Here is a 24,526-nt window from a genome sequence, read left to right as displayed (position 1 = left end):
TGATCGGGCGAAGAAGCGGGGTTTCGGTCTGGGTAAGCCGGCGACGGATTTCATGGCGAAGGTGTCCGGGCATCTCGATCCGACGACGACGGCGTTGATGGACGTGATGTTGGGGGTGTGGGCGGCGCCGGGGATGAACAATCCCGACGATGAGCTGTCCCCGTCCGGTGCTGCTGATGATCCTGCGTTGGATCCAGCGATCTTGCAGGCCGCGGCGGACAGGGACCTGCGTACTCAGTCGCAGCGTAATCATGATGCGCTCAAGGCGATGCTGCTGTATCTGCTCGAATCGGGTCAGTTGGGTAAGACTCATCGCGGGTTGCCGGTGCAGTTGATCATCACCATGACCAAAGACCAACTCGACGATGCCCTGCGCCAGCAAGAAGCAGAAGCTGAGTCCGAGGCCGAGTCTGAACCAACGCCAGAGCCCGAGCCCGAGCCAGACCAAGCGCCGGAGCCGGCGTATGCCGATCCGCAGACGCAGTGGGAGGATCCGAATTGGTTGCCCACGTTGACCGGTGGTCCGATGCGTCCGTACGGGCGGGATGTGGTCTATACCGCGACGGGCACGGTGTTGCCGATCAGCGATGCCATCAAACTGCTCGGGCGGAGCGATAAGACGTTGGCGGTGTTCGCCAACCACAGCAACGAACCGTTGTTCCTGGGTCGGGCGAAGCGGTTGGCGAGCGAGGCCCAGCGGTTGGCGATGTTCGCCGCGCACCGCGGGTGCTCATCCCCGGGATGTTCGGCGCCGGCGATGTGGGCCGAAGCCCACCACACCGTCGAATGGGCCCAGGGCGGGCTCACCGACATCACGTACCTGGCCCCGGCATGCCCGCAGCACCACAAACTGATCGGGCCCGGCGAGCATCAGTGGCAGACCATCATGATCACCGACGGCCCCGACGCCGGCCGCTGCGCCTGGATACCACCAGCATTCCTAGACCCCAAGCAGAAGCCGCGGGTCAACCGTGCCCACCATCCCGACGAAGCCTTGATCGAGGCCCGCCAGGCCATGCTTGCACGCCGGAAAGCCCGACTCGAACAACGCACCCGAGAACTCAGTGGCCAACCGCCCGACCCACCCGAGTCGAGCTGACGACGATGGCCGCGCGTTCACGCTCGATGGCTATTACGGCACGGACGGCGGCTATTTCGGCACGGTCGACGGTTGCCCGTGATCAGAGATCGACGAGACGGGGAGCTGAGCCCTGGGCGCGGATGATCGCGCCGGCCTCACGGGTCAGCTCTCGGGCGCTACCGAAGAGTCCGTCGAGTACGTGGGCTCGTTTGATGTGGCGTTGCAACTCGTGTTCTTCGGTGAACCCGATTCCACCGAGGATCTGCTGACAGTGCTTGCTCGCTGTCAGCGCAGCTTGTCCCGCAGCGGCTTTGGCGAGCATCGAGCCCAGGTCGACATTGCTGGATGAAGTCGGCGACTGTTTGGCCGCCTGCAACGTCGCCTCCGCACCCTCGATCGCCACATAGGTTTCGGCCAGCTTGTGCCGGATCGACTGGAACCCCGAGACGGGTTTTCCGAACTGCGCCCGGCTCAGTGCGTGTTCGCGCGCCAGGGACAGCATCGTCCGGCTGGTGCCGACCAGCCACCATCCGATGGCTCTTCGGGCGGTGGCGAGAGTGACCGCGGGTAGCTCGGTCCCGCTGGTCGATTCCACCAGTTCGATAGGCAGCTCGGGGTCGAGCATCGTCGATGCCGCACTGCTCTCGCGATGCCAGAGCACCCAGGATCCGCCGGCGAACGGTAACGGAATGTCCTCGCCGACCACGTCGTTGATCACCGACGAGTGTGCGCCCGTCTCGCCGAGGAGTCGAAAGACCATCGGAATCGCGATGTCCGGGATTTCCGCGAGCATCTCGGTCCAGCCGAGTTCGACCAGCGCGGCATCAAGTGCTGGGCCCGAAATCCCGGTCATGGCCTTTCGGAAAGTCGCTGTGAGCAGCAATAATTCGTCGCTGTCCATCCCTCAATCCTTCCCGAGGTCGAGTAGACGCCGCGCAATGATGTTTCGTTGGATCTCCGCGGTGCCGCCGTAGATGGTGGCTGCGCGCGAATAGAGATATTCGATCCGCCATTCCGACTCCGAGAGTTCGATCGCTCCCGGCAGCAGGTCACGCGCGGTGTCGAACAACTGCTGCTCTGCCGTCGCCAGCAGTACCTTGTCCACGGACGTCTCGGGTCCCAGTTGGGCTCCGTCGGCCAACCGCTGCTGGGTCATCCGGGAGCGGCATCGAATGGTGTGCAGCGCCAGGTATGCAGCACCGAGTTCTGCATCATCCGCGACCGTTGTCGTGGCGGCCGACTGAACGAGTAAGCGGTCCAGCCGGGTGAACAGATAGGCGATGCGGTGCCAGAAGCAGGTCGAGCGTTCATGGGGAAGCAGATCCATCGCGACGCCCCAGCCATCACCAGGCTTTCCGAGCATCCGGTCGGCGGGCACGATCACGTTGTCGAAATAGACTTCGGCGAACTCGTCGACACCGTGCATGGTGCGCAGTGGTCGAACGGTGATGCCAGGGGTGTCCATGTCGACGAAGAACGCGGTGATGCCCGTATGGCCGGGCCCCGTTCGAGTCAGCAGCACGCATCGGGACGCGTACTGGGCCAGGCTGGTCCACACCTTCTGACCAGAGATCACCCAAGCATCGCCTTGCTGGAATGCTTTGGTCGTCAGGGATGCCAGGTCGCTTCCGGACCCGGGCTCAGAGAACCCCTGACACCATTGCTCGGTGCCGTTCAGTATCAACGGGACCATCTCTGCCGCGAGTGACGGTGTCGCGTAGGACATCATCGTGGGAACGAGGACCTCGATCATCGAGTACAGACCAGGTTCCGCCAGATCGCGGATCGCGACCTCTTCGCCGAGGACGGCACGAAGCTCTGCAGCTCCGCCGAGACCGCCCACCTCGGTGGGCCACCCGTATCGCATCCAACCGGCATCGAAAAGGGCTCGACGCACCCGATTCAGTTGCGCGACCTGACCATCGAGCGAATGGTCGGGTCCGGCAGTGAGATCGTTTGCGTCGAGCCACGCACGAACAGCCGAGCGGAAGTCTCCGCTGTTCATGTCGTCGCTGCTCATGCCCCCGAGCGTTCGAATGCGTGGGGGATGCCTGAATCGTGTTCGCCGCTGCGACGTATGAACGTCATCTTGCGGGTGCTGATCCGCCACCCGGATTCGGTCCGGACGTAGGTGTCGTTGTAGTAGCCGATCCGCATGTCGTGCGTCGCGTCATGGACGAAGCACAGGGGCTGAGTGCCCGTGCCGGTGTCGCCATCGAGATCGATGAGCGGCAGCCCGGTCATGAACAGGCCCTTGGGTGCTGCGGCGACGAGTTCGGGAAACTGATCGAGCGGGAACTCGTCACCGAACGCGCTGTAGGTGCCATCGAGCGTGAAGACCGCGACAACACCCTCGACGTCATTTCTGGTCATGTTCACCGCGTAGCGGGCGAGCAACTGCTGGAGCTCGAGCAGATCGTCATTTGTTGACATAGACCTTGCCGCCCTTCATCACGAACCGCACGTCTTGCGTCACGGTGATGTCTTCCAACGGATCTCCGGGTAGTCCGACGATGTCTGCCAGCAGTCCTTCGGCGAGCCTGCCGCGGTCGGTGACGTTGATCAGGTCCGCCGCCACGATGGTCGCCGCCCGAAGTACCGCCAGTGGCGGCAGGCCGCGGTCGACCAGAGCCACCAACTCGTCGGCGTTCTTGCCATGAGGAATCGCAGGCGCGTCGGTGCCGACTGCGATCTTGACCCCTGCGTCGTAACACTTCTTGACAGCGATGCGGGCCTTGGGAAACATTTCGGCCGCTTTCTCTTTGAGCTCGTCGGGAGCGTGAGAGATGTCCATGCCGTCGATCAGCCGGGTGGTCGGCACCAGGAAGGTGTCGTTGTCCACCATCATCTGGATTGCCTCGTCGTCGACGAGGAATCCGTGCTCGATGCAGTCGATGCCGGCCTTGACGGCCTGCTTGACGGCTTCGGCGCCGTGGGTGTGTGAGGCGACCCGCAGGCCGCGGCGATGTGCCTCGTCGACGATGGCGGTCAGTTCGTCGAACGAATAGTGCTGGGCACCTGCTGTACCCGTGTGAGACATGACCCCACCGGAGACGCATACCTTGATCAGTTGCGCGCCATGCTTGATCTGGTACCGAACGGCTTTCTGGACTTCCGCGACACCGTTCGCGATGCCCTCTTCGATCGTCAGATCCAGAACACCCGGCATGAACGCCGCGAACATCGTGGGATCGAGGTGACCGCCGGTCGGGGTGATCGCGTGACCGGCCGGGACGACTCGGGGGCCATCGACCCACCCTGCGTCGATGGCCTTGCCGAGTGCGACGTCGAGCAGGTAGCCACCGGTCTTCACGAACAGACCCAGGTTGCGGACGGTGGTGAAACCCGCCCGCAGCGTACGGCGGGCATTGCCCACCGCACGCAGCATTCGTATCGGCGGATCATCCTGAACCATTGAGGCGACTGGCTTTTCGCCGCGTCCGCCCATGAGCAGATTGACCTCCATGTCCATGAAGCCGGGGACGAGGATGAGGTCACCGAGGTCGATGACCTCACCTTCCGGAGAACCACCGAGACCGACTATCCGTTCGCCGTCGACCCGGATCACTCCGGGCCGGACGATTTCTCCGGAGTCGATGTCGAGTAGTCCCGCCGCTACGAGTGTCTGCATGTCAGAAGGCCGGCTGGTGCACGGTCTCGACCCAGGCAGCACCGCTGTCGAGTACGCGGGGCTGCTTCCAGACCTCGATCGGGAACGACACCATGATGACCGATTGCATCAGGTACATCAGGGCACGTTCCGGATCCGGCAGATCGTAGAGGTCGAACTTGTCGAGATGATCCAGCACGGCGTCCATGTGCTCCATGCCGGCGTCGTAGAACACCTGCATGTCATCCATGCTCGTCGCGAGACGCTTCGCGTAACGCTCCTCCTCGGTGGCAAGGATCCAGTCCGAGAACTTCTCGAGCTCGGCGAAATCAGCTGGTAACTGCGGCATTTTTGTGCTCCCTTACTTCGTCTTTGACCACTTTGTGGAGGTGGCGGAGGAGGATTTCCTGATCACACAGGGGGAAATCGCTGACGGTCTTGGTGGCGAGCATCGTCTGCGTCGCCTCCAGGGTGTTGGCGTCCTGGAATGCGTACTCCTTGAACGTCACTGCTGCGAGCTCCTGGGCCAGGCGCTCGCGGCAGGTCTTCGCTGGGACGAAGTACAGCCTGGCTTCGAAGACGTGCTGGTTCACCGCGGTGGGCCAATAGTGGTACGTCAGGTACCAGCCCGGGGCCCAGAACAGCAGCGACATGTTGGGGAAGAACTCGAACTCGTCGACGCCCCAGGGCTTTGCACCGGCTGGGTTGATGCCCTCGGGCAGCGGATCGAGGCCCTCGATGTCGGGACGATCCCAGGGCCCGAACAGTCCACTGCGAAGCTTGCGCTCAATCGGTTTGACCATGCTCTCGTCCTTGGGCGGCGACATGCCTCCCCAGCTGGAGATCATCGAGTGCGGGCTGTCGATGTCGTAGTGCAGGGCCTCGAAGCCGAAGTGCAGCAACTTCTCTGCTTCTTCTTTGGTCGCCTGCTTCTGGTGCAGCACGGGAGCGTGGTAGAACTCTGCGAACGCATCGATGAACAGCTTCCAGTTGCTGTTGATCGTCGACTTGTAGCTGTAGACCTCGGTCATCTCGTGGAAGGGGTAGCCTTCGACACTCTTGGCGAACCGGCCCAGGTAGTCGGTCAACGGCTTGGCGTTGTCGTCCATGTTGACCCAGATGAAGCCTTCCCAGACCTCGCAGCGCACCGACACCAGGCCGTACTGGTTCTTGTCGAGGTCGAAGAACTCGCCCTCCTGCTGCACATACGTCAGATCGCCTTCGAGGCTGTAGCGCCAGGCGTGGTACTTGCACGTGAACTGGCGGCACGTACCCGAGGTCTCTTCGTTCGGGTAGTCGTTCCAGACCAGCTTGTTGCCGCGGTGCCGGCAGACGTTGTGGAATGCGCGGACCTCGCCCTTGGAGTCGCGCACGATGATCAGCGAGGTCCCGAGGGCCGCGATCTCGCGGGTGAAGAAGTTCCCCTTCTTCGGGATCGTCTCGACACGGCCGATATTGACCCACTTCTTTTTGAAGATGGCGTCGATCTCCGCCTGGTAGAACTCGGGATCGGTGGAGTCCGAGTAGTCGACCGGTGCTGTACCGAGTTCCGGCCAGTGTTCGGTCCAGCTACCTGCATCTGGTTTCTTGAAATGGGCCACAATTTACCTTTCGTCTTCGAGCTGAATGTCAAATGAGTTGATGGCTGTTGCGAGCATGCGGTAGGAGCCGGCTGTGAAAACGAGGTCCATGCGCTGTTTTTCGTCGAAATGTTCGGACAGTTCCGACCACGTGCCATCGGAGATCCGCGAGCTGTTCTCCAACTCGTCGACCGCAGCGAGGGCTATGCGGTCGGAGACGCTGCGACCCTCACCGCGTATTGCGGCCTCGATTTCTTCCTCGGTCAACCCCGCGTCTTTGCCGAGCGCCCGGTGGTGGCTGACCTCGTAGGCGCAATCGGCAAGTGTGGCGATTCGCAGAATCATCAGTTCACGGAGTCGACCCGACAAAGTCGAGTTGAAGAGGATGTAGACGTTGAAGCTCAGATACGCCTGCGTCAGCGCCGGATGCTGCACCAGGGTGGACAGCACCGTGCTCGCGTTTTCGGGGTTTCTTCGCCACCGGGGCAGCATCCCCTTGAGGGCGGCATCCACGGTGTCGTCCCACTGGTCTGCGGGTAGCGGGGGTATTCGCACCCACCACCTCCTCTCGTACGGGTGAGAATTGCATTCTCACTTATGAACAGTAGATTTCCACGGTTCGGTCGTTTAGTCAATCCGTCTCGCACATCTCGCTGCGGAGAAGTCGGTTCGTTCTGGGAAGTGTGTCCTGGGTCAGTTTTGCTCTGGTTGACAGCATCTGAGTCGAGGTCGCTGTGGACTCAGTTCTCTCACCTGCGGCGATAGCGGTGCAGACCGCCTTTGACGTCGTTCTGTCGTCACTCCCCGGATGGCTGGCCGTTCGGGTACGGTGTGATCTGCATCCTACAAAATCTTGATTCTTCAAATCAGAGAAGCTAGTTTCCTTGTAGTCATACAACCCCGCCCCTGGCGCAGATCGAGCGACCAAGGGCAACGTCTGCTCCCCATCTCGGACCTCGGCCCCGGACGGATACAGACCCAGTCGAGGAGGAACGGGTGAAACAACATCGCATGCTCATCGCCGTGATGGCGGTCGTGCTGCTAGTGGCCGGATGTGGCGGCCGCGACGGCGGCGGCGGCACCGAGGAAGAGGGTGGAGGCGGTACTGCTTCCGCCGACGTGGTGTCGAGCGACTTCGGCACGCTGTCGGATGTTTGTCAGTCCGGCGACGCAAAGGGTGCTCCGACCCAGGGCGTCACAGACACTGACATCAACGTCGGGGTCTTCTCGGACGTCGGGTTCACCAAGAACTCCGAATTCGTCGACGCAGCAAAGGTATTCACATCCTGGTGTAACGAGCTCGGTGGCATCAACGGTCGCCAATTGGTCGCCAACACCCGCGACAGCAAGCTGATGGAGACTCGCCAGCAGATGATCGCAGCCTGCCGCGAGGACTTCGCGCTTGTCGGCGGCGGAAGCGCGCTCGACGGACTCGGGGTGAAAGAGCGGCTGAGCTGCGCGCTCCCGAGCTTCCCGGCGCAGGTTGCCCAGTTGACAGCTGTCGGCGCCGACCTGGAAGTCAGCGCCTCCCCGAGTCAGACCCCCGGCTACGACCCGTATTACCAGTTCCGCACCTGGCTGATCAAGGACGCCTATCCGGACTCGGCGAATGCCATCGGAGTCATCAACGGCGATTCACCCGTCACGAAAACTATTGGTGCGCAGGCAATCGAGTCGATCGAGGCGGCCGGAGGCACCATCGTCTACAACGACCTGTACCCGGCGATGGGGGTCTCCGACTGGACTCCGTACGCCCAGTCGATCAAGAGCAAGGGCGTCAAGGGCCTGCTCTACAACGGTGACTACAAGCAGCTGGCAAAGCTGGAGTCCGTCCTCACCGGCATGGATTACAAGCTGGACTGGATCGATACCAACAACAACGCCTATAACGAACAGTTCATCGAGCTCGCAGGCAGTTCGGCAGATTTCCAGAACAACGTACTCGACCTCGGTGGCGTTGCGCCGCTGAACAGCGACGAGCCGGCGACCAAGCAGATGGTGGCGTTGTTCGAGAAGTACGCGCCCGATGCGCAGATCACATTGCCGGCAATTCGCGCATTCTCCTCGTGGCTGCTGTTCGCAAAGGCCGCAGCCAGCTGTGGCGACGAGCTGACGCGTACGTGCGTCTTGAACGCTGCGAAATCCGAGACCGCCTGGACCGGTGGTGGATTGACCGCCCCGCAGAACCTGCAGGCACCGATCCCGCCGTCACCGTGCTTCAACGCGGAGAAGGCGACCTCGAAGGGATGGGAAGCCGCTGACTTCCAGCCGGATGATGGCCTCTACCGCTGCAACATCGAGCCGCTGAAGTACGCCCAGGAATACGGCGTCCCGATGACCTTGGCAGATGTCGGCAAGAGCATGAGCGACGTCAAGTAATGGATCAATTCCTCACCTTCGGCATCGTCGGGCTGACCACCGCGGCAATCTATGCGGTGATCGGTAGCGGTCTGGTGCTGACGTACACGACCACGGGTGTGTTCAACTTCGCACACGGCGCAGCCGGGATGATGGCAGCGTTCTCGTACTGGCAACTCACCGTCGACTGGGGGTTGCCCGTCTGGCTCGCGCTCGTGATCGTGCTGGGTGTGCTGGCCCCCGGGTTCGGGCTACTGGTCGAGCTGGCCCTGAGGCCGGTGCAGAGACTCGGCGAGGCCGAGAAACTGGTGATGACCATCGCCCTGCTCAGCGCACTGATCGCGTTGGCCCGGTGGATCTGGGACCCCAACGGGGCCAGATCAATTCCGGTGTTCTTCGCCGACAAGCAGGCGTTCCACATCGGTTCGGCAACCGTCACCTGGCATCAGGCGATCACGATGGCAGTGGCGATAGCGGTGGCCATCGGACTTCGAATCCTGATGTTCAAGACACGCACGGGTACCGAGATGCGAGCCACGGTCGACGACCGGGGTCTGGTCGGTCTGACCGGCGCGGATCCCGTCCGTTCCAACCGGGTCGCCTGGATCCTCGGGACCGAACTGGCGGCGATCGGTGGCATCCTCATCGCCTCGACGGTCGCACTCGACGCCATGCAGTTGTCACTGCTGATCATCAGTGCCTATGCCGCAGCCATATTCGGACGACTCAAGAGTTTGCCGATGACCTTCGTCGGTGCCATCGTGGTGGGTTGTCTCGAGAGCTATCTCGCCGGCTATCTGCCTCAGAACGCCTATCTGCCCGGCCTTCGGATCGCAGCGCCTGCACTCCTGCTCATCGTGGCACTGCTGCTTTTCCCTCACGGGCGGCTGCGTGGCCGAGACAGGCGCCTGACGAAGGTGCCTCTCCCGACTCTGCGGGGTACAGCATTCTTCGGCGCGGTGATCATCACCTTTGCACTCGTTCTGGCCACCGTGCTGGACGAGGGCGATCTGATCACTTACGGGCTCATCTTCCCGATGAGCATCATCGCGCTGTCCTTTGTGCCGCTCGCCGGATTCGCGGGCCAGATCTCCCTGTGTCAGTTGACGATGGCGGGCATCGGAGCAGTCGCATGTGCCTACTTCGGCGGGTCGGGACAATGGTGGGCACTGATCGCCGCGGTAGTCGTCTCGGCGGTAGCGGGCGCCATCATCGCGGTGCCCGCGCTGCGTTTATCGGGGGTCTATCTGGCGCTGGGAACGGCTGCCTTCGCCGTGATCATGGACCGGTGGATCTTCACCCTGCCGACGTTCAGCGTGTTCGGAGTCGACGTCACTCTCTTCGACCAGGGCTCGGTGGAGCTGGTAGGGCCCCACGTACTCGGGTACCGGATGGACAGCGCGGCCGAGATCACCGTCTTCTCCGCGATCTTGCTGGCACTTGCCACGCTTGCGGTTGCCCTGTTGCGGCGAAGTCGCTTCGGACGCCGTCTGATCGCGCAGCGCGACAGCGAGGCCGCGTACGCGACGCTCGGCGGCAATCTGCTGTTGGCAAAGGTCGCGGTCTTCGCGCTCGGTGCAGGTATTGCCGGTCTGGGAGGGGCTCTGTACGGAATGCAGTTGCAGTCGGTCACCGCCGAACAGTTCAATTTCGTCGCCGGACTCCCACTGTTCCTGATCGCAGTGATTGCCGGACTCGGGTCGCTGGGTGCCGGCTTCTTCACGGGATTCATGCTCGCCGGTCCGTTCGTCGCCGTGGTGGCGATCTGGCCTTCGTCCGCCGATCTCGTCGCGGTGATCCCCGGCCTGGCAGGGGTGGCGTTCGCGGGCGGCATCCTCAGTTCCGGCGCGATCTCCCAGATGCGTAAGGAATGGGACCCGATGTTTGCCGACCGGGCAGCGCTGGCCGCCTTTGTGGCCTGGTTCGTCGGGTTCTGGATCCTGCGGCTCACCGACGTCATCGACGGCTGGATCTTCTTCGGCGCCATCGTGGTCGGTCTCATGGCGGTTCGGTTCCTGGTGTCGTACCGGGCGAGGAGGCACTCGGATTCCGAAGACATCGGTGTGCCGGTGCCTGGTTCATCCGCCACCGATGACGAGATCTCCGACTCGGATATCCCGGTCGAGTGGTGGGGGATCAAGCGGCCCTACCGCGCGCAGGACGAGGAGGTGTTGGACCATGCCGTCGCAACTCGAGGTTAGTGGGGTCACCGTCGCGTTCGGCGGTCATCGCGCGCTGGATGATGTCGCACTGTCCGCCGAGGCCGGGCAGATAACCGGGCTGATCGGGCCGAACGGCGCCGGCAAGAGCACTCTGTTCGACGTCGTCACTGGGCTTCGCAAGCCTGTCTCGGGGCAGGTGGTGATGGATGGTCACAACGTCACCCGGGCCGGTCCAGCCAAGCGGGCACGGCGAGGCCTGGCCCGCACATTCCAGAGGCTTGAACTCTTCGGGCGGCTCAGTGTGCGGGACAACCTGCTCGTCGCCGCCGAACTCGGTCCGCATCGCAAGAACGCAGCCGTCGTCGTCGACGAGATCATCGAACGTCTCGGGCTCACCGCGGTGGCCGAGGAGAGTGCGGATGAACTACCGACCGGAATCGCCCGCCTCGTCGAGGTGGCCCGTGCCCTGGCGGTGAAGCCGAGCCTGCTGTTGCTCGACGAACCGGCCGCCGGCCAGGACCCCGAAGAAACCGAGCGATTCGCCACCCTGCTCCGGACCATTGCCGATCGCGGGGCGGCGATCCTGCTGGTCGAGCACGACATGGAGCTGGTGATGGCGGTGTGCGATCAGGTGTTCGTACTCGATCTCGGGAAGATCATCGCCTCCGGCCCGCCCGAGGTGATCCGCCGTGACGAGAAGGTACTGGCGGCATATCTGGGAGCAGAAGCATGAGTCCCCTTCTCGAACTGAAAGACGTCCGTGCGGCGTACGACGCGATCACCGTCCTCCACGGGATCGATCTCAGCGTGGCCGCCGGGCAGGTCGTGGCGCTACTCGGGCCGAATGGCGCGGGCAAGACGACGACGCTGAAGGTCGCTGCGGGTGTGCACCCGGTCAAGTCCGGGCGGCTGTTCCTCGGGGGGCGCGACGCCACCGGGTTGTCCCTCGGCGATGTGGCACGATCCGGGGTCTGCCTGATTCCCGAGGGACGCGGCGTGTTCCCCAATTTGTCTGTCCGCGAGAACCTTCTGATGATGACCTTCACCGGTCGTTCGCGTGAGGAGATCGAAGAGATCGCGTTCACGCGATTCCCGATTCTGGGCAAGCGGGCGTCTCAGACTGCGGGGACGTTGTCCGGGGGCGAGCAGCAGATGCTGGCCCTGAGTCGCGGATTGGCCACTGATCCCGCGGTCCTGCTGCTCGACGAACTGTCGATGGGATTGGCACCGCTGATCGTTGGTGAGCTGTACGACCAGGTTGCCGAGATCGCTCGACAGGGCGTGGCTGTGCTGGTCGTGGAGCAGTTCGCGGCAGCAGTTCTCGACATAGCCGACCACGCAGCGGTTCTCGTTCGGGGCAGGGTCGAGCATCAAGGTCGACCGGACGAAGCGTTCAAGACCGAATTGGCAGCCCTCTACCTAGGAAGTTCCTCATGACCACCACTGAATCCCGCGCAGACCGCTTCACCCGCGAGCTGGCCGAACTGAAGATACCGGACCCCGCCTCGGGCCGGGCTGTCCTATGGCTGCGGATCGGAATCGCACTGCTCGTACTCGGTCCCGTGCTGGGCATCATTGCCTACTTCATGTCCCACGGGACCTCGAACCCACTCGTTCAACGCGATGCGATAATCATCGCGTTGGTCGGAATATCGAGTGCTGTCGTAGGATCGGCTGTATTCCTGCGATACTCGCTGACCAATTTTCTTCGATTCTGGTTGGCACGCCAGGCTTTCGATCTCAGCGTCCTGGCTGATCGTTTGTCACCCAACGACATTCCTCTGGTAGAAAAGGATGAGTACCATGACAAGTCCAAGCACGCCGTTACGCCCAGGTGATCAGTTGGCCAGCACCACATGTGCGACGCGGGTGGTGGTCGTCAAAGCGCCTGCCGAGCACGATGTGGTGATCGCCTGCGGCGGGGCACCTATGGTTCCGGCAGCTACGGCAGAAAAGATCGCCGGTGACGGTGGAACTCCCACAACGCTTCTCGGCAAGAGATACACCGATGCCGCCGAGACTGTCGAGCTCCTCTGCACGTCACCGGGGACCGGACAACTGACCATCGACGGGACCGCGCTGAGTATCAAGAACGCCAAGCCGCTGCCTGCCTCGGACTGAATGGGTGGCTGCTGGCTTTGTTCTGCACTCCGGCTTGTCCCGCACATGTTTTGACCCGATAGAGAGGGATAGGCCCGTGTCCGACGGAATGAATTTCGAATTGACCGAGGATCAGGAACTGATCCGCAAGTCCGTGGCCGAGCTCGCGAGCCGGTTCGATGACCAGTATTGGATGGAAAAGGATCTCGCGCACGAGTTTCCGAAAGAATTCTACAAAGCGATCGCCGATGGCGGTTGGCTCGGCATGACGATGCCGGAGGAGTACGGCGGCCATGGCCTCGGGATCACCGAGGCGACCCTGCTCCTGGAAGAGGTGGCGCGTTCAGGCGGTGCGATGAATGCCGCCAGTTCGATCCACCTGTCGATCTTCGGCATGCATCCGGTGGTGGTGCACGGGTCGGACGAACTCAAGGCACGCACGCTGCCCCGCATCGTCAACGGCGACCTGCACGTGTGCTTCGGCGTCACCGAACCAGGTGCTGGGTTGGATACGTCGCGCATCACCACGTTCGCCCGGCGAGACGGTGACAGCTACGTGGTCAACGGCCGCAAGGTGTGGATCTCGAAAGCTATGGAGTCGGAGAAGATCCTGCTGTTGACTCGTACGATGAAGTACGAGGACGTGGAGAAGAAGACCGACGGCATGACGCTGTTCCTCACGGATCTCGACCGCAGCAAGGTGACGATCCGACCAATTCCCAAGATGGGGCGGAATGCCGTCACGTCCAATGAACTCTTCATCGATGATCTCCGGATCCCGATCGAAGACCGGGTCGGCGAAGAAGGCCAGGGGTTCAAGTACCTCCTGGACGGACTGAATCCCGAACGCATGCTGATCGCATCTGAGGCCCTCGGGATCGGACGCGTGGCTCTGGACAAGGCGGTCAAGTACGGCGGCGAACGCGTCGTGTTCAACCGCCCCATCGGCATGAACCAGGGTATCCAGTTCCCATTGGCCGATGCGCTGGCCCACCTGGACGCAGCGGAGTTGGTGTTGCGCAAGGCCACTTGGCTCTACGACAGCGGAAAGCCTTGCGGGCGCGAGGCGAACACCGCCAAGTATCTGTGTGCGGAAGCAGGATTCGCCGCCGCGGACCGCGCTGTGCAGACTCACGGCGGTATGGGCTACTCAGAGGAGTACCACGTTGCCCGCTACTTCCGTGAGGCGCGACTGATGCGTATCGCACCCATCAGTCAGGAAATGATTTTGAACTATCTGGGATCGCACACTTTGGGAATGCCGAGGAGCTACTGATGGCTGCACGACAGGGATTGTTCGATCTGACGGGGCGTTCGGCCCTGGTGACCGGCGCCGCAGGCGGAATCGGTTCAGCGGTCGCCGAAGCGTACGCGGCCGCGGGTGCCGGGGTTCTGGTCACCGACGTCAACGGCGATGCGGCAGCCAAGGTGGCGGCGCGCATCAACGAGTCCGGCGGTAAGGCCGACAGCTTTGAACTCGACGTGACCGACCGAGACGCCGCCGACGAGGCGGTGGCCCGCGCGGCGGCGCTGAACGGTGGCTCGCTCCACATCCTGGTCAACAATGCAGGCGTCACCGCTCCCGCGATGTTCAAGGACACCACTGAGGTGTCCTTCCAGCGCATGCTGGATATCCACCTCAAGGGTGCGTTCAACTGCTCGCAGGCCGGCTTGCGGTACTTTGCCACCGACGGCACAGGGCGCATCATCAACGTGACGTCGTCTGCCGGTATCACCGGAACGCTGGGTCAGGTCAACTACTCGGCCGCGAAGGCCGGCATCATCGGACTGACCAAATCACTTGCGCGAGAATTGGCGCGCAAGCAGATACTCGTCAACGCGCTGGCGCCACTCGCTGCCACCCCGATGACCAGGACCATCCGGACCAACGAGAAGTTCGCCGAAACCATGCTCAACCGGATTCCGCTGCGCCGGTGGGCAGAACCGGAAGAGGTCGCGGGCGCATTCGTCTTCCTTGCCTCGGATGCATCCTCTTTCGTCACCGGTCAGGTGCTGCCTGTCGATGGTGGCATGGTGATGTGATGGTCGACCAGGATTCAGCGGGATCCTCGGCGCCGGGACCGTTGGCGGGTGTCACCGTGGTGACGCTGGAACAGGCCATTTCGGCTCCGATGTGTACGCGGACCCTCGCCGACTTCGGCGCACGGGTGATCAAGGTGGAGAACCCGAAGGGTGGCGACTTCGCCCGTCACTACGACGACGTGGTGAAAGGTCAGGCAGCGCATTTTGTCTGGGCTAACCGGGGCAAAGAATCGGTGACGCTCGATCTGAAGTCGGAGTCGGGTATCGATCTGCTGCACCGACTGCTCGACGAAGCCGACGCACTGGTGTCGAACCTGACCCCGGGCGCGACCGCGCGGATGGGGTTGTCGGGAGACGAACTCGCGCAGCGACATCCGCACCTGGTTGCAGTGGAGATCGACGGGTACGGCGCCGGCGGCCCGCTGTCGCACAAGCGCGCATACGACCTCCTGGTGCAGGCCGAGTCCGGCGTCTGCGCCGTCACCGGTTTTCCAGGGGAACCCGCAAAACCGGGTCCGCCGGTCGCAGATGTGTCCACCGGTTTGTATGCGGCGTTGTCGATCATCGCGCTGCTTTATTCGCGAGATGCACGCACTGCGAACGGACAGCACACCCCGACGGTGAGCGTGAGTCTCTTCGACACAGCGGCCGAGGTCATGGGCTATCAGCTCAACTACACCCGGCACTCGGGTATCGACCAGCAACCGCTGGGCATGAGTTCGCCTGCGGTCGCACCCTACGGCTCGTACCGCACCGGCGATGGCCACACCGTGGTGCTCGGCACCACGAACGACCGCGAATGGCAACGGCTTGCCCGAGAGATCGTGCAGCGTCCGGATCTGGCGGACGACGAGCGTTTCGCCACGAACACCGGACGTGTTCAGAACCGGGATGTGCTGGAAGAAGCGATCGGTGCCTGGTGCGGGCAACACGACCTCGCCGAGATCCAGAAGATCGCCGACGAAGCAGGGATCGGCAATGCACGGTACAACCTTCCCAGCGAGGTGATCGCACATCCGCAGCTGTCGGAGCGAGATCGCTGGCGCGAGATCGACACCCCGGGCGGGCCGATACCTGCGCTGCTGCCACCGCCGATCATCTCCGGATTCGATCCGCCGATGGGTTCGATCCCCGGACTCGGTGAGCATACGGACACCGTTCTGGCCGAGATCGGCGTCGATCGCGCCGAACTCGCGGCGTTGCGGGCGCAGGGCGCGGTGGGTCAGGCGTATGAAGGCTGATCTCGCTTCTGAGCGGGGTAGATCGACCTTGCTCGTCAGCGACGATGACGGTGTCAGGACCCTGACCCTCAATCGTCCGCACCGCAAGAATGCCATCGACACCACGTTGTGGATTGCGTTGCGAGAGGCGCTGATCGCGGCCGGTGGTGATCAGGGCGTACGCGCCCTGGTGCTGACCGGCGCGGGTGGGGCATTCTGCTCAGGCGCCGACATCGCGTCTCCAGATCCGATGCATCCGACCTACAAGTTGCGCAACCTCAGTGCGGTGGCCGAACTCCTCCATGACCTGCCGATGCCGACCATTGCGAAGGTGTCCGGAGTCGCAGTCGGGGCCGGATGGAACCTGGCTCTGGGCTGTGATTTCGTTGTGGCGACCACGGCGTCGACGTTTTCCCAGATCTTCGTCAAGCGGGGGCTCTCGATGGACCTCGGCGGATCGTGGCTGCTGCCGAAACTGGTTGGTCTTCAACAAGCCAAGCGGCTGGCCATGTTGGCGGAAACCATCGGGGCCGAGGAGGCCCGGGCACTGGGCCTGGTGACCTGGGTGGTCGAGGAAGCCGAGATCGACGCCTTTGTCACGGACCTGACCGCGCGATTGGCGGCCGGACCCCCGATCGCACTCGCTCAGACGAAGGCGCTGTTGAACGAGGGGGCGAGCGGCACTCTGCATGACGCGCTGGCGGGGGAGGCCCGAGCGCAAGCAGTGAACTTCGCGACCGCTGACGCGGCTGAAGCCTACGCAGCATTTGCAGAGAAGCGGACGCCGGTATTCGCAGGTCGGTGGGCGGCGCCCCGGCCCGGCGCGAATGGCACACAAACGTCGAACAAGACCGAAACTGGAGAAAAAGATGCGTGAAGTAGTGATCGTCGAGGCTGTTCGTACCCCGGTGGGCAAGCGAAATGGCGGCTTGGCCGGCGTGCACCCGGTCGATCTTTCCGCCCACGTGCTCGGAGCACTCGCCCACCGGTCCGGTATCGACCCGCAGGTCATCGACGACGTGATCTGGGGCTGCGTCTCGCAGGTCGGCGATCAGTCGAGCAATGTCGGCCGGTACTCGGTGCTGGCAGCACGATGGCCCGAGTCGATTCCTGGTGTCACCATCAACCGGGCCTGCGGATCGAGCCAGCAAGCCATCGACTTCGCTGTGCAGGCGGTGATGTCGGGCCAGCAGGACGTGGTCGTCGCCGGCGGTGTCGAGGTCATGAGCCGAGTGCCCCTGGGTGCGGCCCGTGCCAGCGGTGCCCCGTACGGCCCGAGGGCGCTGGCACGATACGAGGGTTTCGCGTTCAACCAGGGAATTTCCGCCGAGAAGATCGCCCAGAAGTGGGGTTTCGACCGCGCGGCCGTCGACGAGTTCTCCTCGGTTTCACATGAGCGTGCGGCGGCAGCTCAGGATGCGGGCGCGTTCGAGTCCGAAATCGTCTCGGTCACCACCGAAGACGGAGTGGTCAGTGCCGACGAGGGTATTCGGCGCGGGACCACGGCGGAGAAGCTCGCGAAGCTCAAGCCGGCGTTCGACGAGAACGGCGTCATCCACGCCGGCAATTCTTCTCAGATCTCCGACGGTGCGGCGGCACTCCTGATCACCACACCGGAAAAGGCCGCAGATCTCGGGCTGACTCCATTGGTCCGCTATGTTGCCGGCGCCGTCGTCGGCTCCGACCCGGTCCTCATGCTCACCGGCCCGATCCCGGCCACCGACAAGGTGCTCGCCAAGGCAGGCGTGGCGTTGTCCGAGGTCGGCGTCTTCGAGGTCAACGAAGCGTTTGCGCCGGTCCCGATGGCATGGCTCGCCGAGACCGGCGCCGATCCGGCACTGCTCAATCCGGTCGGCGGTGCGATCGCGCTCGGCCACCCACTAGGTGGGTCCGGTGCAGTCCTGATGACTCGCATGATCAATCACATGCGTAACAACGATATTCGGTACGGACTACAGACGATGTGTGAGGGCGGCGGTACGGCCAACGCCACCCTCGTCGAGCTGGCATCGCACTAGAGGAGACGACGATCATGCGTAGAGATGTGTTCACCGCCGACCACGAGGCGTTCCGCAAGTTGGCCCGCGACTTCATCGAGAAGCGGATCGTTCCCGAATACGCCGCCTGGGAGAAGGCCGGTCAGATGCCCCGCGAGATCTTTGCCCAGCTCGGCGAGCTCGGCTTGCTCGGCATCGCCATCCCGGAGGAGTTCGGTGGCGCGGGCCTGCGCGACTATCGCTACAACGTCATCCTGCAGGAGGAGGCGGCACGCGCGCTCGTCACGCTGGCCACCGTCCGTACTCAGCTCGACGTGATCCTCCCGTACTTTCTCGAGTACGCCAATGAGGAACAACGTGAGCGCTGGTTCTCGGGACTCGCGAATGGCACCCTGCTCTCGGCCATCGCGATGACCGAACCCGGCACCGGTTCCGATCTCGCAGGGGTGGCATCGACCGCCGTGCGCGACGGTGACGAGTACGTGCTCAACGGCGCAAAGACCTTCATCACCGGTGGCCTGCTCGCGGACCTGGTGATCGTCGTGGCGCGTACGTCAACCGATCCTGAGAACCGGCGCGCCGGTCTCTCCCTGCTGGTCGTCGAGAACGGCATGGCCGGATTCGAACGTGGCCGCGTGCTCGACAAGATGGGCTGCAAGGTCCAGGACACGGTCGAGTTGTCCTTCGACAACGTACGAGTCCCCAGAGCCAACCTCCTCGGTGAGGAAGGCCAGGCCTTCAGCTACCTCGGTAACAACCTGCCGCAGGAACGGATGACCGTGGCGGTTGGTTCGATCGCCCAGGCCCGGGCGGCCGTCACGACAACGATCGAGTACGTGAAGGAACGAAAGGCCTTCGGAAAACCCGTCGCCTCGTTCCAGAACACGAAGTTCGAACTCGCCGCGATGTCGGCGGAGATCGAGGCCGGACAGACGATGATCGACCGCGCGGTGCTGGATCTGGTCGACGGCGAATTGTCCGGTTCGGACGCCGCCCGGGTGAAGTTGTTCTGCACCGAGGTCCAGGCCCGGGTGGTTGATCGCTGCCTTCAGCTCTTCGGTGGTTACGGCTATATGGCCGAATACCCCATCGCCCGGCTCTACACCGATGCCCGTGTTGCCCGCATCTATGCAGGTACGAGCGAAGTCATGAAGGTGATCATCGCGAAATCGCTAGGGTTGTGACCGAAGGCGCGCCCAATCGCTAAAGAGACGGTTGTCACATTTGCAAAACCAACCTACTATGTGCTCAGTTGGTTGGTGAGTGAAGGAGACACGTGGCGCGCGATCGGCCGTACGAGACGCTTCTGGTCAAAGGCGAGGAACGTAAACGCCTGATCCTGGATGTGGCTCAGCGGTTGCTGGCACGCAACGGGTGGCGAAACACGACGTTGTCGCAGATCGCCAAGGAAGCCGGCGTCAGCTCCGCCGGTTTACTCCATCATTTCGAGTCCAAGGCACAGCTTCTACACGCCGTACTCGAGATGCGCGACGCCGACGACTTGTCGCATGCCAACCGGTCCGGTGATCTCTTGGAGGAGATCGTCGGAGTCGCCGAGAGGTTCGAGCGTTCGCCCGAACTGATCGGCACATTTGCGGTCTTGCAGATCGAGAACCTGGAACCGGATGCACCGCTGCACGACCGCCTGGTCTCCAGGCACCGCGCAGCAATCAGTACCGTCGCCGCCGGTATCCGGCGCGGTCAGCAGGACGGCAGGTACCGAACCGACCTCGACCCGGACCTACGGGCCGTCGAAATCGTCGCCTTTTTGAATGGGATGGAAACCTCATGGCTGCTCGATCGAACGATTCCACTGACCGAAGTGTTCAGGGAGTACAGCAATTCGCTGGCGAGGGACTTCGCTCCGACGAAGGCTTCGTGAGATATCGCCTGGTCATCGTTGCGTCGTCGATGCTCGATGCGGTGCGCCACACGGGCGGCCTGCTGTTCGACCGCGTCATGGCCGGATGGGATGTCGTCGTCCTGCTCGAGGACTACTCGAACCTTCGCCCACTGCAGATCCTCGGCGCCGAGACGGTTGATCTTGCATCCGGACTCGAATGGCAGGGGCGCGGAATCCACCCCCAGGCCGTCGCGGTCGCCGCTGACCTCTTCGAGCGCGACACCCGGATTCGCGACGGATTCGTGGAGAATCTCGACCGGGGAGAGACCGAGTTGACGTTGTGGGGCGACACCCCCACCGACATAGATCAGCGAATCGATGTGGTGCAGCACCGGCTGAGCCACGCGGCTCGCGCGTTCAAGGCCCACGCGCTGGCTGCCGCTGCGGCACCCACCCACGTGGAGCGAGTCGAAACGTACCGGAGTGGGCAGCTGCTGACGTGCGCGGAGTACGGGCGGGCGGATCTGGTTCCCGCCTGAGTGACGGTGGCCAGTAGGCCGAACCGTGTGTGCCTCGGGGGAGTGGACACGCCAAGGGGGTCAATCATTTCGACATCACAGTATGAACGGACCCCTGATGCCCGAAAAGACCGATTTGTCCGAGAGTCAGCGCGACGCGATTCGTCGCATCAACGGTGAACGCCGCCGCGCACAGGCGCGTCACCTTCGATACAGGTTGGCGGTACTCGGCCCGACGACGAAGGCGGTCATCGCACATGCCGGTGGCCTTCTCTTCGACCGGATGATGGCGGGCTGGTCAGTCACCACGCTCGTCGCCGATGACTCGGACCCCAGGCCCCTGGAAATACTGGGAGCAAGGGTTCTCGACCTCGAATCCGCACTCGCACCTGATCTTCGGGCCGCTCTGACCTCCAGCGACCACACGCCCTGGCCGCATGCGGTGGTGGTGGCCGGCGAACTCTGCGAGAACGATCCGCGGTTGGAAGAAGGTGTTGAACGCGCCCTGGAACGTGGCGCCACGGACATCATGATGTGGGGCCGGTCGGGCGTGACGTCGATCGATCGTCGGCTGTCCCCGCTCGAACATCAGCTCAGTAACGCTGCACGGATGTTCAAGGCGCAGGCCCTCGCCGCCGCGGCTCCCACCGCGAGCGGAGAGGTCACCGTTACCGAGCGGTTCCGGTCGAGCGACCTGTCGGTAGTCGGTGACGGAGTGCTGCAACATCTTTGACCAGATGTCAGGCCACGACCTCCTCCCCGAGGAGGGTGGTGCGGTGCATGAGCCGGGGTGAGCTGGGGGTGTACGGGATTGCCCTGTGGAGCATGCCGGTGTTGTCCCAGAGGACCAGGTCACCTCGGCGCCAATGCTGACGCAGGGCGAACTGGGGCCCGGTGGACCATTCGAGGAGGCGGTCGAGAGGTGCACGTCCTTCGGATGCGGACTTGCCGACTACTTCGCCCGCAGTGGCTCCGATGAGCAGCGATCTGCGGCCGTTCCGCCGTGTCCACACGAGTGGATGGATTCGACTGGGGACGCGGGCCCATGCGGCCTTCTGCTTCTCGGTGGGGTCGGGGTTCGCGAGACGCTGAGCCGTGGCGAAGCTGTGTACGACCTCCAGCCCCTCGATCTCGGCCTTCTCGTCGGCGGAGAGGGCTTCGTACGCCGCGTAGGTGTTCGCGAACTCCGTATCGCCACCCTCGGCCGATACCTCGAGCGCTGTCAGCAGTGTGGCCTTTTGTGGGATGGCGTCGGTGGCGCCGTCGATGTGCCAATGAAACGTTCCCGAATTGTAGGCGGCAAGAACGGTTTTGGCAGGGTCGAGACTGATGGTCGAGATCTCGGGATGATTCTTTTGGCCTCCGACAGGGGCGATCACCACGTCGCCGAGCAGACGACTGAGTGACACCAGCGCGTCATCGCCGATGTGGCACTCGCGGAACAGCACGACCCCGTGGTCGTCCAGTGCGGTTCGACACCACGCGGCGGCATCGGGATTTGCAAGGGATTCGCCCGAAACTCCGGTGACCTCGATTCCAATGGCCGGGGTGATCGGGGTGACTGCGTCGAACATCGGTGCTCCTTCGGCGATACGAGCGCGGCACTTGCCATACAGTCGTATAGCATGTGAAATGAACCATACACTCGTACAGCAATGAAGTGAATCAATTGGTCGAAAGATCTGGCCGAGAACGCGATCGGGATCAGTCCGGCAAGATCGGCGCGATGTCCGATAGCTCCGGCGAAGAGGGATGCATCATGAGAATTGGATTGACCGGCGGGGCCTCGTCCACTGACAAGATCGTGAAGCAGGCGCAACGCGCCGAGGCGGACGGATTCTCGTCGCTCTGGTATGCGAGTTCGGTCGCCGGTGACCCATTGGCCGCCCTCACGGTCGCGGGTCGTGAGACGTCCACCATCGAGCTGGGCACGGCTGTCCTGCAGACGTATCCGTGCCATCCGCTGTTGCAGGCCAACCGGGTGGCCGCTGTCGCCGAGGCCATGGGCCGCCCCGGGATCACCGTGGGCTTGGGCCCCTCTCACGGTTCGCTTGTCGAAGACGTCTACGGGCTGTCCTACGAGCGACCCGGTCTCAACACAGAGGAGTACGTCGAGATCATCACGGCGCTGTTGCGTGGTGAGGACGTGGCCATGCAAGGCCGGGAGTGGAGGGTCGCGAGCGCAGGTCGGATGGTCTCCGTGGTGCACCGGGTGCCTGTACTGCTGTCGGCGATGTCCCCTCGGATGTTGCGTGTGGCAGGGGAGTTGGCGGACGGAACCGTGTTGTGGATGGCATCGGCACAAGTGATCGAATCGCGCATCGCGCCCGCGATCCGTGCTGCCGCCGCAGCGGCGGGACGGCCTGAACCCCGGATCGTCGCCGGGTTGCCGGTTGCGGTTCATGACGACGTCGACGAGGCGCGTGCCGCGGTCGCGGCGACGTCCGGGGTCTACGCCGGAATGCCCAACTACCAAAGAATCATCGGCGCCGGCGGAGCGGCCCACCCGGAAGACGTCGCCATTTTCGGAAACGAGGAATCGGTGCGGGTGCAGCTGCAAGGCCTGCTCGATGCCGGCGCCACAGACGTCTGGGCGGCGGTGACGCCTGTCGGACCCGACCCGCGTGCATCCGCCGGACGTACCAGGGCGCTTCTTCGTGAACTGGCTTCCACCGACGCCTGACTGCTCAGTCTGTGCGCCGTGCCTTCGGTTTCAGCGGTTCCACCGTGTCGATGTACGACTCGAATGCCGACACCACGTCGTCGTGCGCGGTGGTGATCCCGACGCCCTTCTCGAGGCTCAGCATCTTTGGTACACCGGAGATCAGTGCGACCAGCGCGCCCGCCGACAGCGACTTCTCCACCGCTGTCGACGCACTCTCGTGTGCGCGTAGGGCCTCGATTTGTACCTGACGAATTTCCTCGGTGACCCGAGCGATCTCCACGCCGACCGTCTTGCGGTGGTTGCCCAGCGCCATGAACTCGGTCACCAGGGCTCCGGTTGCCTCTCGCCGGCTGAACTCCCACATCACGTGCAGGATCTCGTCCGGACGGTTCGCGAGTGCGTCGCGCAGACGCTGCACGTTCTCGGCGGTCCGTCGTTGCAGCGCCGAGACGAAGATGGCGTCCAGGGTGGGGAAGTAGTACTGAACCAGGCTCGGGGTCACGCCGGCTTCTGCGGCGAGCACTCGATAGGTGACGCTGGGGTAGCCCTCCCTGATCATGAGCTTCTCCACGCAGTCGAGAATCGCGTCCCTGGTCTTCGACGTCTGCGCTCCTACACGCCGTGTCGATGGTGCCATGTCCAATACCCCACTCAGTCGATTGAAGGTATTTTCGCACCCCACGGATGCTATACGACTGTATAGTGGTATTTGGCCGCTCGAACATCTTGCGGCCGTTCCCGGTTCGATCCCGTCGGCGACTCGGCGCCGCGGCAAGGAGAACGAGATGAGTTCAGAGACCAGGTTGCAGACCCTGTTCGAAGATGTCCGCTACCTCAAGGATCGCGTGGCCATCCTCGATTGCGTCGCCCGCCACGCCAGGGGCTGCGACCGGCATGACATTGACCTCATCACTGCGGCGTATCACGAGGATGCAATCGATGAGCACGGGTATGCCACCAATATCGGTCCCGAATACGGTGAGTGGGCGAACTCGGCTCACGCGTCGACATCGGTGGTCCACACCCACAACATCACCACGCATTCGTGTCACATAGAGGGTGACACGGCACATGCCGAGAGCTATGTCATCGTCGTCCTGATCGGCACCGACGGAACCACCGCGCAGTTCATCAGCGGTCGGTACCTGGACCGTCTCGAACGGCGGGATGATCAGTGGCGCATCGTGCTTCGCCGATCGACGGTGGAGGCCATGTTCGTCGGCGACGCTCGCGTCCTGAAGTCACCCTTCTTCACGAAGAAGGGCTACCAGGTGGGTACCCGTGATCGCACCGACTTGTCCTACGAGCGGCCGCTCACCCTGGACGTACCCGCGCCTGCTCGTTGGTGA

General features: G+C 63.2%; 27 protein-coding genes. 18 read left to right on the top strand and 9 right to left on the bottom strand.

Features of this window, described 5'->3' with window-relative positions; translation table 11 throughout:
* Positions 1 to 1,099 (top strand): HNH endonuclease signature motif containing protein (locus J3S28_RS26045; RefSeq protein WP_207843859.1); only part of this gene is annotated, 1,099 nt, incomplete at its 5' end.
* An 82-nt stretch (positions 1,100 to 1,181) separates the two neighbouring features.
* On the opposite strand, the gene J3S28_RS26040 is transcribed toward J3S28_RS26045, so the two are convergent.
* From J3S28_RS26040 to J3S28_RS26010, 7 genes are read right to left on the bottom strand one after another with little or no spacing between them, the layout of a single operon-like run.
* On the bottom strand, positions 1,182 to 1,982 hold the full coding sequence (locus J3S28_RS26040) for an acyl-CoA dehydrogenase family protein (protein ID WP_207843858.1): 801 nt from the start codon (positions 1,980 to 1,982) through the stop codon (positions 1,182 to 1,184).
* Positions 1,983 to 1,985: 3 nt separating this feature from the next.
* Positions 1,986 to 3,086, bottom strand: coding sequence for an acyl-CoA dehydrogenase family protein (locus J3S28_RS26035; protein ID WP_207843873.1), 1,101 nt, complete (start codon positions 3,084 to 3,086; stop codon positions 1,986 to 1,988).
* Positions 3,087 to 3,097: 11 nt separating this feature from the next.
* A complete protein-coding gene (locus J3S28_RS26030) occupies positions 3,098 to 3,514 on the bottom strand; it encodes a nuclear transport factor 2 family protein (RefSeq protein ID WP_207843857.1) in 417 nt (138 codons plus the stop codon).
* Positions 3,501 to 4,712: a metal-dependent hydrolase family protein gene (locus J3S28_RS26025; protein WP_207843856.1), complete on the bottom strand. Its 1,212-nt coding sequence runs from the start codon at positions 4,710 to 4,712 to the stop codon at positions 3,501 to 3,503. Before J3S28_RS26025 ends, J3S28_RS26030 begins: the two co-directional genes overlap by 14 nt.
* Before the next feature lies 1 nt (position 4,713).
* Complete coding sequence (locus J3S28_RS26020) at positions 4,714 to 5,040, bottom strand: hypothetical protein (protein ID WP_207843855.1); 327 nt, start codon at positions 5,038 to 5,040, stop codon at positions 4,714 to 4,716.
* Positions 5,021 to 6,292, bottom strand: a complete 1,272-nt coding sequence (locus J3S28_RS26015) for an aromatic ring-hydroxylating oxygenase subunit alpha (protein ID WP_207843854.1) — start codon at positions 6,290 to 6,292, stop codon at positions 5,021 to 5,023. The genes J3S28_RS26020 and J3S28_RS26015 overlap by 20 nt, the downstream gene beginning before the upstream one ends.
* A gap of 3 nt (positions 6,293 to 6,295) precedes the next feature.
* A complete protein-coding gene (locus tag J3S28_RS26010; protein ID WP_207843853.1) occupies positions 6,296 to 6,826 on the bottom strand; it encodes a carboxymuconolactone decarboxylase family protein in 531 nt (176 codons plus the stop codon).
* Between the two features lie 456 nt (positions 6,827 to 7,282).
* Here J3S28_RS26010 and J3S28_RS26005 point away from each other — a divergent pair, with 456 nt between their 5' ends.
* The 15 genes from J3S28_RS26005 to J3S28_RS25935 all read left to right on the top strand — a co-directional run bounded on the left by J3S28_RS26005 (position 7,283) and on the right by J3S28_RS25935 (position 21,245).
* On the top strand, positions 7,283 to 8,650 hold the full coding sequence (locus J3S28_RS26005; protein ID WP_207843872.1) for an ABC transporter substrate-binding protein: 1,368 nt from the start codon (positions 7,283 to 7,285) through the stop codon (positions 8,648 to 8,650).
* Positions 8,650 to 10,830: a branched-chain amino acid ABC transporter permease gene (locus tag J3S28_RS26000; protein ID WP_207843852.1), complete on the top strand. Its 2,181-nt coding sequence runs from the start codon at positions 8,650 to 8,652 to the stop codon at positions 10,828 to 10,830. Before J3S28_RS26005 ends, J3S28_RS26000 begins: the two co-directional genes overlap by 1 nt.
* Positions 10,808 to 11,524: an ABC transporter ATP-binding protein gene (locus tag J3S28_RS25995; protein ID WP_207843851.1), complete on the top strand. Its 717-nt coding sequence runs from the start codon at positions 10,808 to 10,810 to the stop codon at positions 11,522 to 11,524. Before J3S28_RS26000 ends, J3S28_RS25995 begins: the two co-directional genes overlap by 23 nt.
* Entirely contained in the window at positions 11,521 to 12,228 is a 708-nt protein-coding gene (locus J3S28_RS25990; protein WP_207843850.1) for an ABC transporter ATP-binding protein, read from the top strand. The genes J3S28_RS25995 and J3S28_RS25990 overlap by 4 nt, the downstream gene beginning before the upstream one ends.
* Positions 12,225 to 12,629 carry a hypothetical protein gene (locus J3S28_RS25985; protein ID WP_207843849.1) on the top strand — a complete coding sequence of 135 codons (405 nt, stop codon included), beginning with the start codon at positions 12,225 to 12,227 and terminating at the stop codon, positions 12,627 to 12,629. Before J3S28_RS25990 ends, J3S28_RS25985 begins: the two co-directional genes overlap by 4 nt.
* 4 nt (positions 12,630 to 12,633) lie before the next feature.
* On the top strand, positions 12,634 to 12,912 hold the full coding sequence (locus tag J3S28_RS25980; RefSeq protein ID WP_307797437.1) for a hypothetical protein: 279 nt from the start codon (positions 12,634 to 12,636) through the stop codon (positions 12,910 to 12,912).
* An 88-nt stretch (positions 12,913 to 13,000) separates the two neighbouring features.
* A complete protein-coding gene (locus J3S28_RS25975; protein WP_207843871.1) occupies positions 13,001 to 14,167 on the top strand; it encodes an acyl-CoA dehydrogenase family protein in 1,167 nt (388 codons plus the stop codon).
* Complete coding sequence (locus tag J3S28_RS25970; protein WP_207843847.1) at positions 14,167 to 14,934, top strand: SDR family NAD(P)-dependent oxidoreductase; 768 nt, start codon at positions 14,167 to 14,169, stop codon at positions 14,932 to 14,934. Before J3S28_RS25975 ends, J3S28_RS25970 begins: the two co-directional genes overlap by 1 nt.
* Complete coding sequence (locus J3S28_RS25965) at positions 14,934 to 16,175, top strand: CaiB/BaiF CoA transferase family protein (protein ID WP_207843846.1); 1,242 nt, start codon at positions 14,934 to 14,936, stop codon at positions 16,173 to 16,175. Before J3S28_RS25970 ends, J3S28_RS25965 begins: the two co-directional genes overlap by 1 nt.
* The gene (locus tag J3S28_RS25960) at positions 16,165 to 17,031 is read left to right on the top strand and encodes an enoyl-CoA hydratase/isomerase family protein (RefSeq protein WP_207843845.1); all 867 of its coding nucleotides are present in this window, start codon (positions 16,165 to 16,167) and stop codon (positions 17,029 to 17,031) included. Before J3S28_RS25965 ends, J3S28_RS25960 begins: the two co-directional genes overlap by 11 nt.
* Entirely contained in the window at positions 17,024 to 18,172 is a 1,149-nt protein-coding gene (locus J3S28_RS25955) for a thiolase family protein (protein ID WP_207843844.1), read from the top strand. The genes J3S28_RS25960 and J3S28_RS25955 overlap by 8 nt, the downstream gene beginning before the upstream one ends.
* Before the next feature lie 14 nt (positions 18,173 to 18,186).
* Positions 18,187 to 19,335: an acyl-CoA dehydrogenase family protein gene (locus J3S28_RS25950; RefSeq protein ID WP_207843843.1), complete on the top strand. Its 1,149-nt coding sequence runs from the start codon at positions 18,187 to 18,189 to the stop codon at positions 19,333 to 19,335.
* 92 nt (positions 19,336 to 19,427) lie between these two features.
* On the top strand, positions 19,428 to 20,033 hold the full coding sequence (locus J3S28_RS25945) for a TetR/AcrR family transcriptional regulator (RefSeq protein WP_207843842.1): 606 nt from the start codon (positions 19,428 to 19,430) through the stop codon (positions 20,031 to 20,033).
* Positions 20,030 to 20,533: a hypothetical protein gene (locus J3S28_RS25940; RefSeq protein ID WP_207843841.1), complete on the top strand. Its 504-nt coding sequence runs from the start codon at positions 20,030 to 20,032 to the stop codon at positions 20,531 to 20,533. Before J3S28_RS25945 ends, J3S28_RS25940 begins: the two co-directional genes overlap by 4 nt.
* Before the next feature lie 97 nt (positions 20,534 to 20,630).
* Positions 20,631 to 21,245 (top strand): hypothetical protein, encoded by a 615-nt coding sequence (locus J3S28_RS25935; RefSeq protein ID WP_237342122.1) that lies wholly within the window; start codon positions 20,631 to 20,633, stop codon positions 21,243 to 21,245.
* Positions 21,246 to 21,252: 7 nt separating this feature from the next.
* Here J3S28_RS25935 and J3S28_RS25930 read toward each other — a convergent pair whose 3' ends face one another.
* On the bottom strand, positions 21,253 to 22,086 hold the full coding sequence (locus tag J3S28_RS25930) for a TauD/TfdA dioxygenase family protein (protein WP_207843840.1): 834 nt from the start codon (positions 22,084 to 22,086) through the stop codon (positions 21,253 to 21,255).
* A gap of 185 nt (positions 22,087 to 22,271) precedes the next feature.
* On the opposite strand from J3S28_RS25930, the gene J3S28_RS25925 reads away from it, so the two are divergent.
* A complete protein-coding gene (locus tag J3S28_RS25925) occupies positions 22,272 to 23,195 on the top strand; it encodes a TIGR03564 family F420-dependent LLM class oxidoreductase (RefSeq protein ID WP_207843839.1) in 924 nt (307 codons plus the stop codon).
* Positions 23,196 to 23,199: 4 nt separating this feature from the next.
* Here J3S28_RS25925 and J3S28_RS25920 read toward each other — a convergent pair whose 3' ends face one another.
* Entirely contained in the window at positions 23,200 to 23,814 is a 615-nt protein-coding gene (locus tag J3S28_RS25920) for a TetR/AcrR family transcriptional regulator (RefSeq protein WP_207843838.1), read from the bottom strand.
* Positions 23,815 to 23,962: 148 nt separating this feature from the next.
* On the opposite strand from J3S28_RS25920, the gene J3S28_RS25915 reads away from it, so the two are divergent.
* Positions 23,963 to 24,526, top strand: coding sequence for a nuclear transport factor 2 family protein (locus tag J3S28_RS25915; protein ID WP_207843837.1), 564 nt, complete (start codon positions 23,963 to 23,965; stop codon positions 24,524 to 24,526).

Origin of the sequence: Williamsia soli (assembly GCF_017377795.1) — a bacterium.
Taxonomy (GTDB): Bacteria; Actinomycetota; Actinomycetes; order Mycobacteriales; family Mycobacteriaceae; genus Williamsia; species Williamsia soli.
The sequence above is the reverse complement of the archived record's forward strand: the minus strand, read 5'-3'. Positions and strand labels throughout refer to the sequence as shown.

Coding starts and splice junctions, on each gene's coding strand:
- J3S28_RS26040 (WP_207843858.1), bottom strand. CDS start 1,982: ATGGACAGCGACGAATTATTGCTGCTCACAGCGACTTTCCGAAAGGCC.
- J3S28_RS26035 (WP_207843873.1), bottom strand. CDS start 3,086: ATGAACAGCGGAGACTTCCGCTCGGCTGTTCGTGCGTGGCTCGACGCA.
- J3S28_RS26030 (WP_207843857.1), bottom strand. CDS start 3,514: ATGTCAACAAATGACGATCTGCTCGAGCTCCAGCAGTTGCTCGCCCGC.
- J3S28_RS26025 (WP_207843856.1), bottom strand. CDS start 4,712: ATGCAGACACTCGTAGCGGCGGGACTACTCGACATCGACTCCGGAGAA.
- J3S28_RS26020 (WP_207843855.1), bottom strand. CDS start 5,040: ATGCCGCAGTTACCAGCTGATTTCGCCGAGCTCGAGAAGTTCTCGGAC.
- J3S28_RS26005 (WP_207843872.1), top strand. CDS start 7,283: ATGCTCATCGCCGTGATGGCGGTCGTGCTGCTAGTGGCCGGATGTGGC.
- J3S28_RS26000 (WP_207843852.1), top strand. CDS start 8,650: ATGGATCAATTCCTCACCTTCGGCATCGTCGGGCTGACCACCGCGGCA.
- J3S28_RS25995 (WP_207843851.1), top strand. CDS start 10,808: ATGCCGTCGCAACTCGAGGTTAGTGGGGTCACCGTCGCGTTCGGCGGT.
- J3S28_RS25990 (WP_207843850.1), top strand. CDS start 11,521: ATGAGTCCCCTTCTCGAACTGAAAGACGTCCGTGCGGCGTACGACGCG.
- J3S28_RS25985 (WP_207843849.1), top strand. CDS start 12,225: ATGACCACCACTGAATCCCGCGCAGACCGCTTCACCCGCGAGCTGGCC.
- J3S28_RS25975 (WP_207843871.1), top strand. CDS start 13,001: ATGAATTTCGAATTGACCGAGGATCAGGAACTGATCCGCAAGTCCGTG.
- J3S28_RS25970 (WP_207843847.1), top strand. CDS start 14,167: ATGGCTGCACGACAGGGATTGTTCGATCTGACGGGGCGTTCGGCCCTG.
- J3S28_RS25965 (WP_207843846.1), top strand. CDS start 14,934: ATGGTCGACCAGGATTCAGCGGGATCCTCGGCGCCGGGACCGTTGGCG.
- J3S28_RS25960 (WP_207843845.1), top strand. CDS start 16,165: ATGAAGGCTGATCTCGCTTCTGAGCGGGGTAGATCGACCTTGCTCGTC.
- J3S28_RS25955 (WP_207843844.1), top strand. CDS start 17,024: ATGCGTGAAGTAGTGATCGTCGAGGCTGTTCGTACCCCGGTGGGCAAG.
- J3S28_RS25950 (WP_207843843.1), top strand. CDS start 18,187: ATGCGTAGAGATGTGTTCACCGCCGACCACGAGGCGTTCCGCAAGTTG.
- J3S28_RS25935 (WP_237342122.1), top strand. CDS start 20,631: ATGCCCGAAAAGACCGATTTGTCCGAGAGTCAGCGCGACGCGATTCGT.
- J3S28_RS25930 (WP_207843840.1), bottom strand. CDS start 22,086: ATGTTCGACGCAGTCACCCCGATCACCCCGGCCATTGGAATCGAGGTC.
- J3S28_RS25925 (WP_207843839.1), top strand. CDS start 22,272: ATGAGAATTGGATTGACCGGCGGGGCCTCGTCCACTGACAAGATCGTG.
- J3S28_RS25920 (WP_207843838.1), bottom strand. CDS start 23,814: ATGGCACCATCGACACGGCGTGTAGGAGCGCAGACGTCGAAGACCAGG.
- J3S28_RS25915 (WP_207843837.1), top strand. CDS start 23,963: ATGAGTTCAGAGACCAGGTTGCAGACCCTGTTCGAAGATGTCCGCTAC.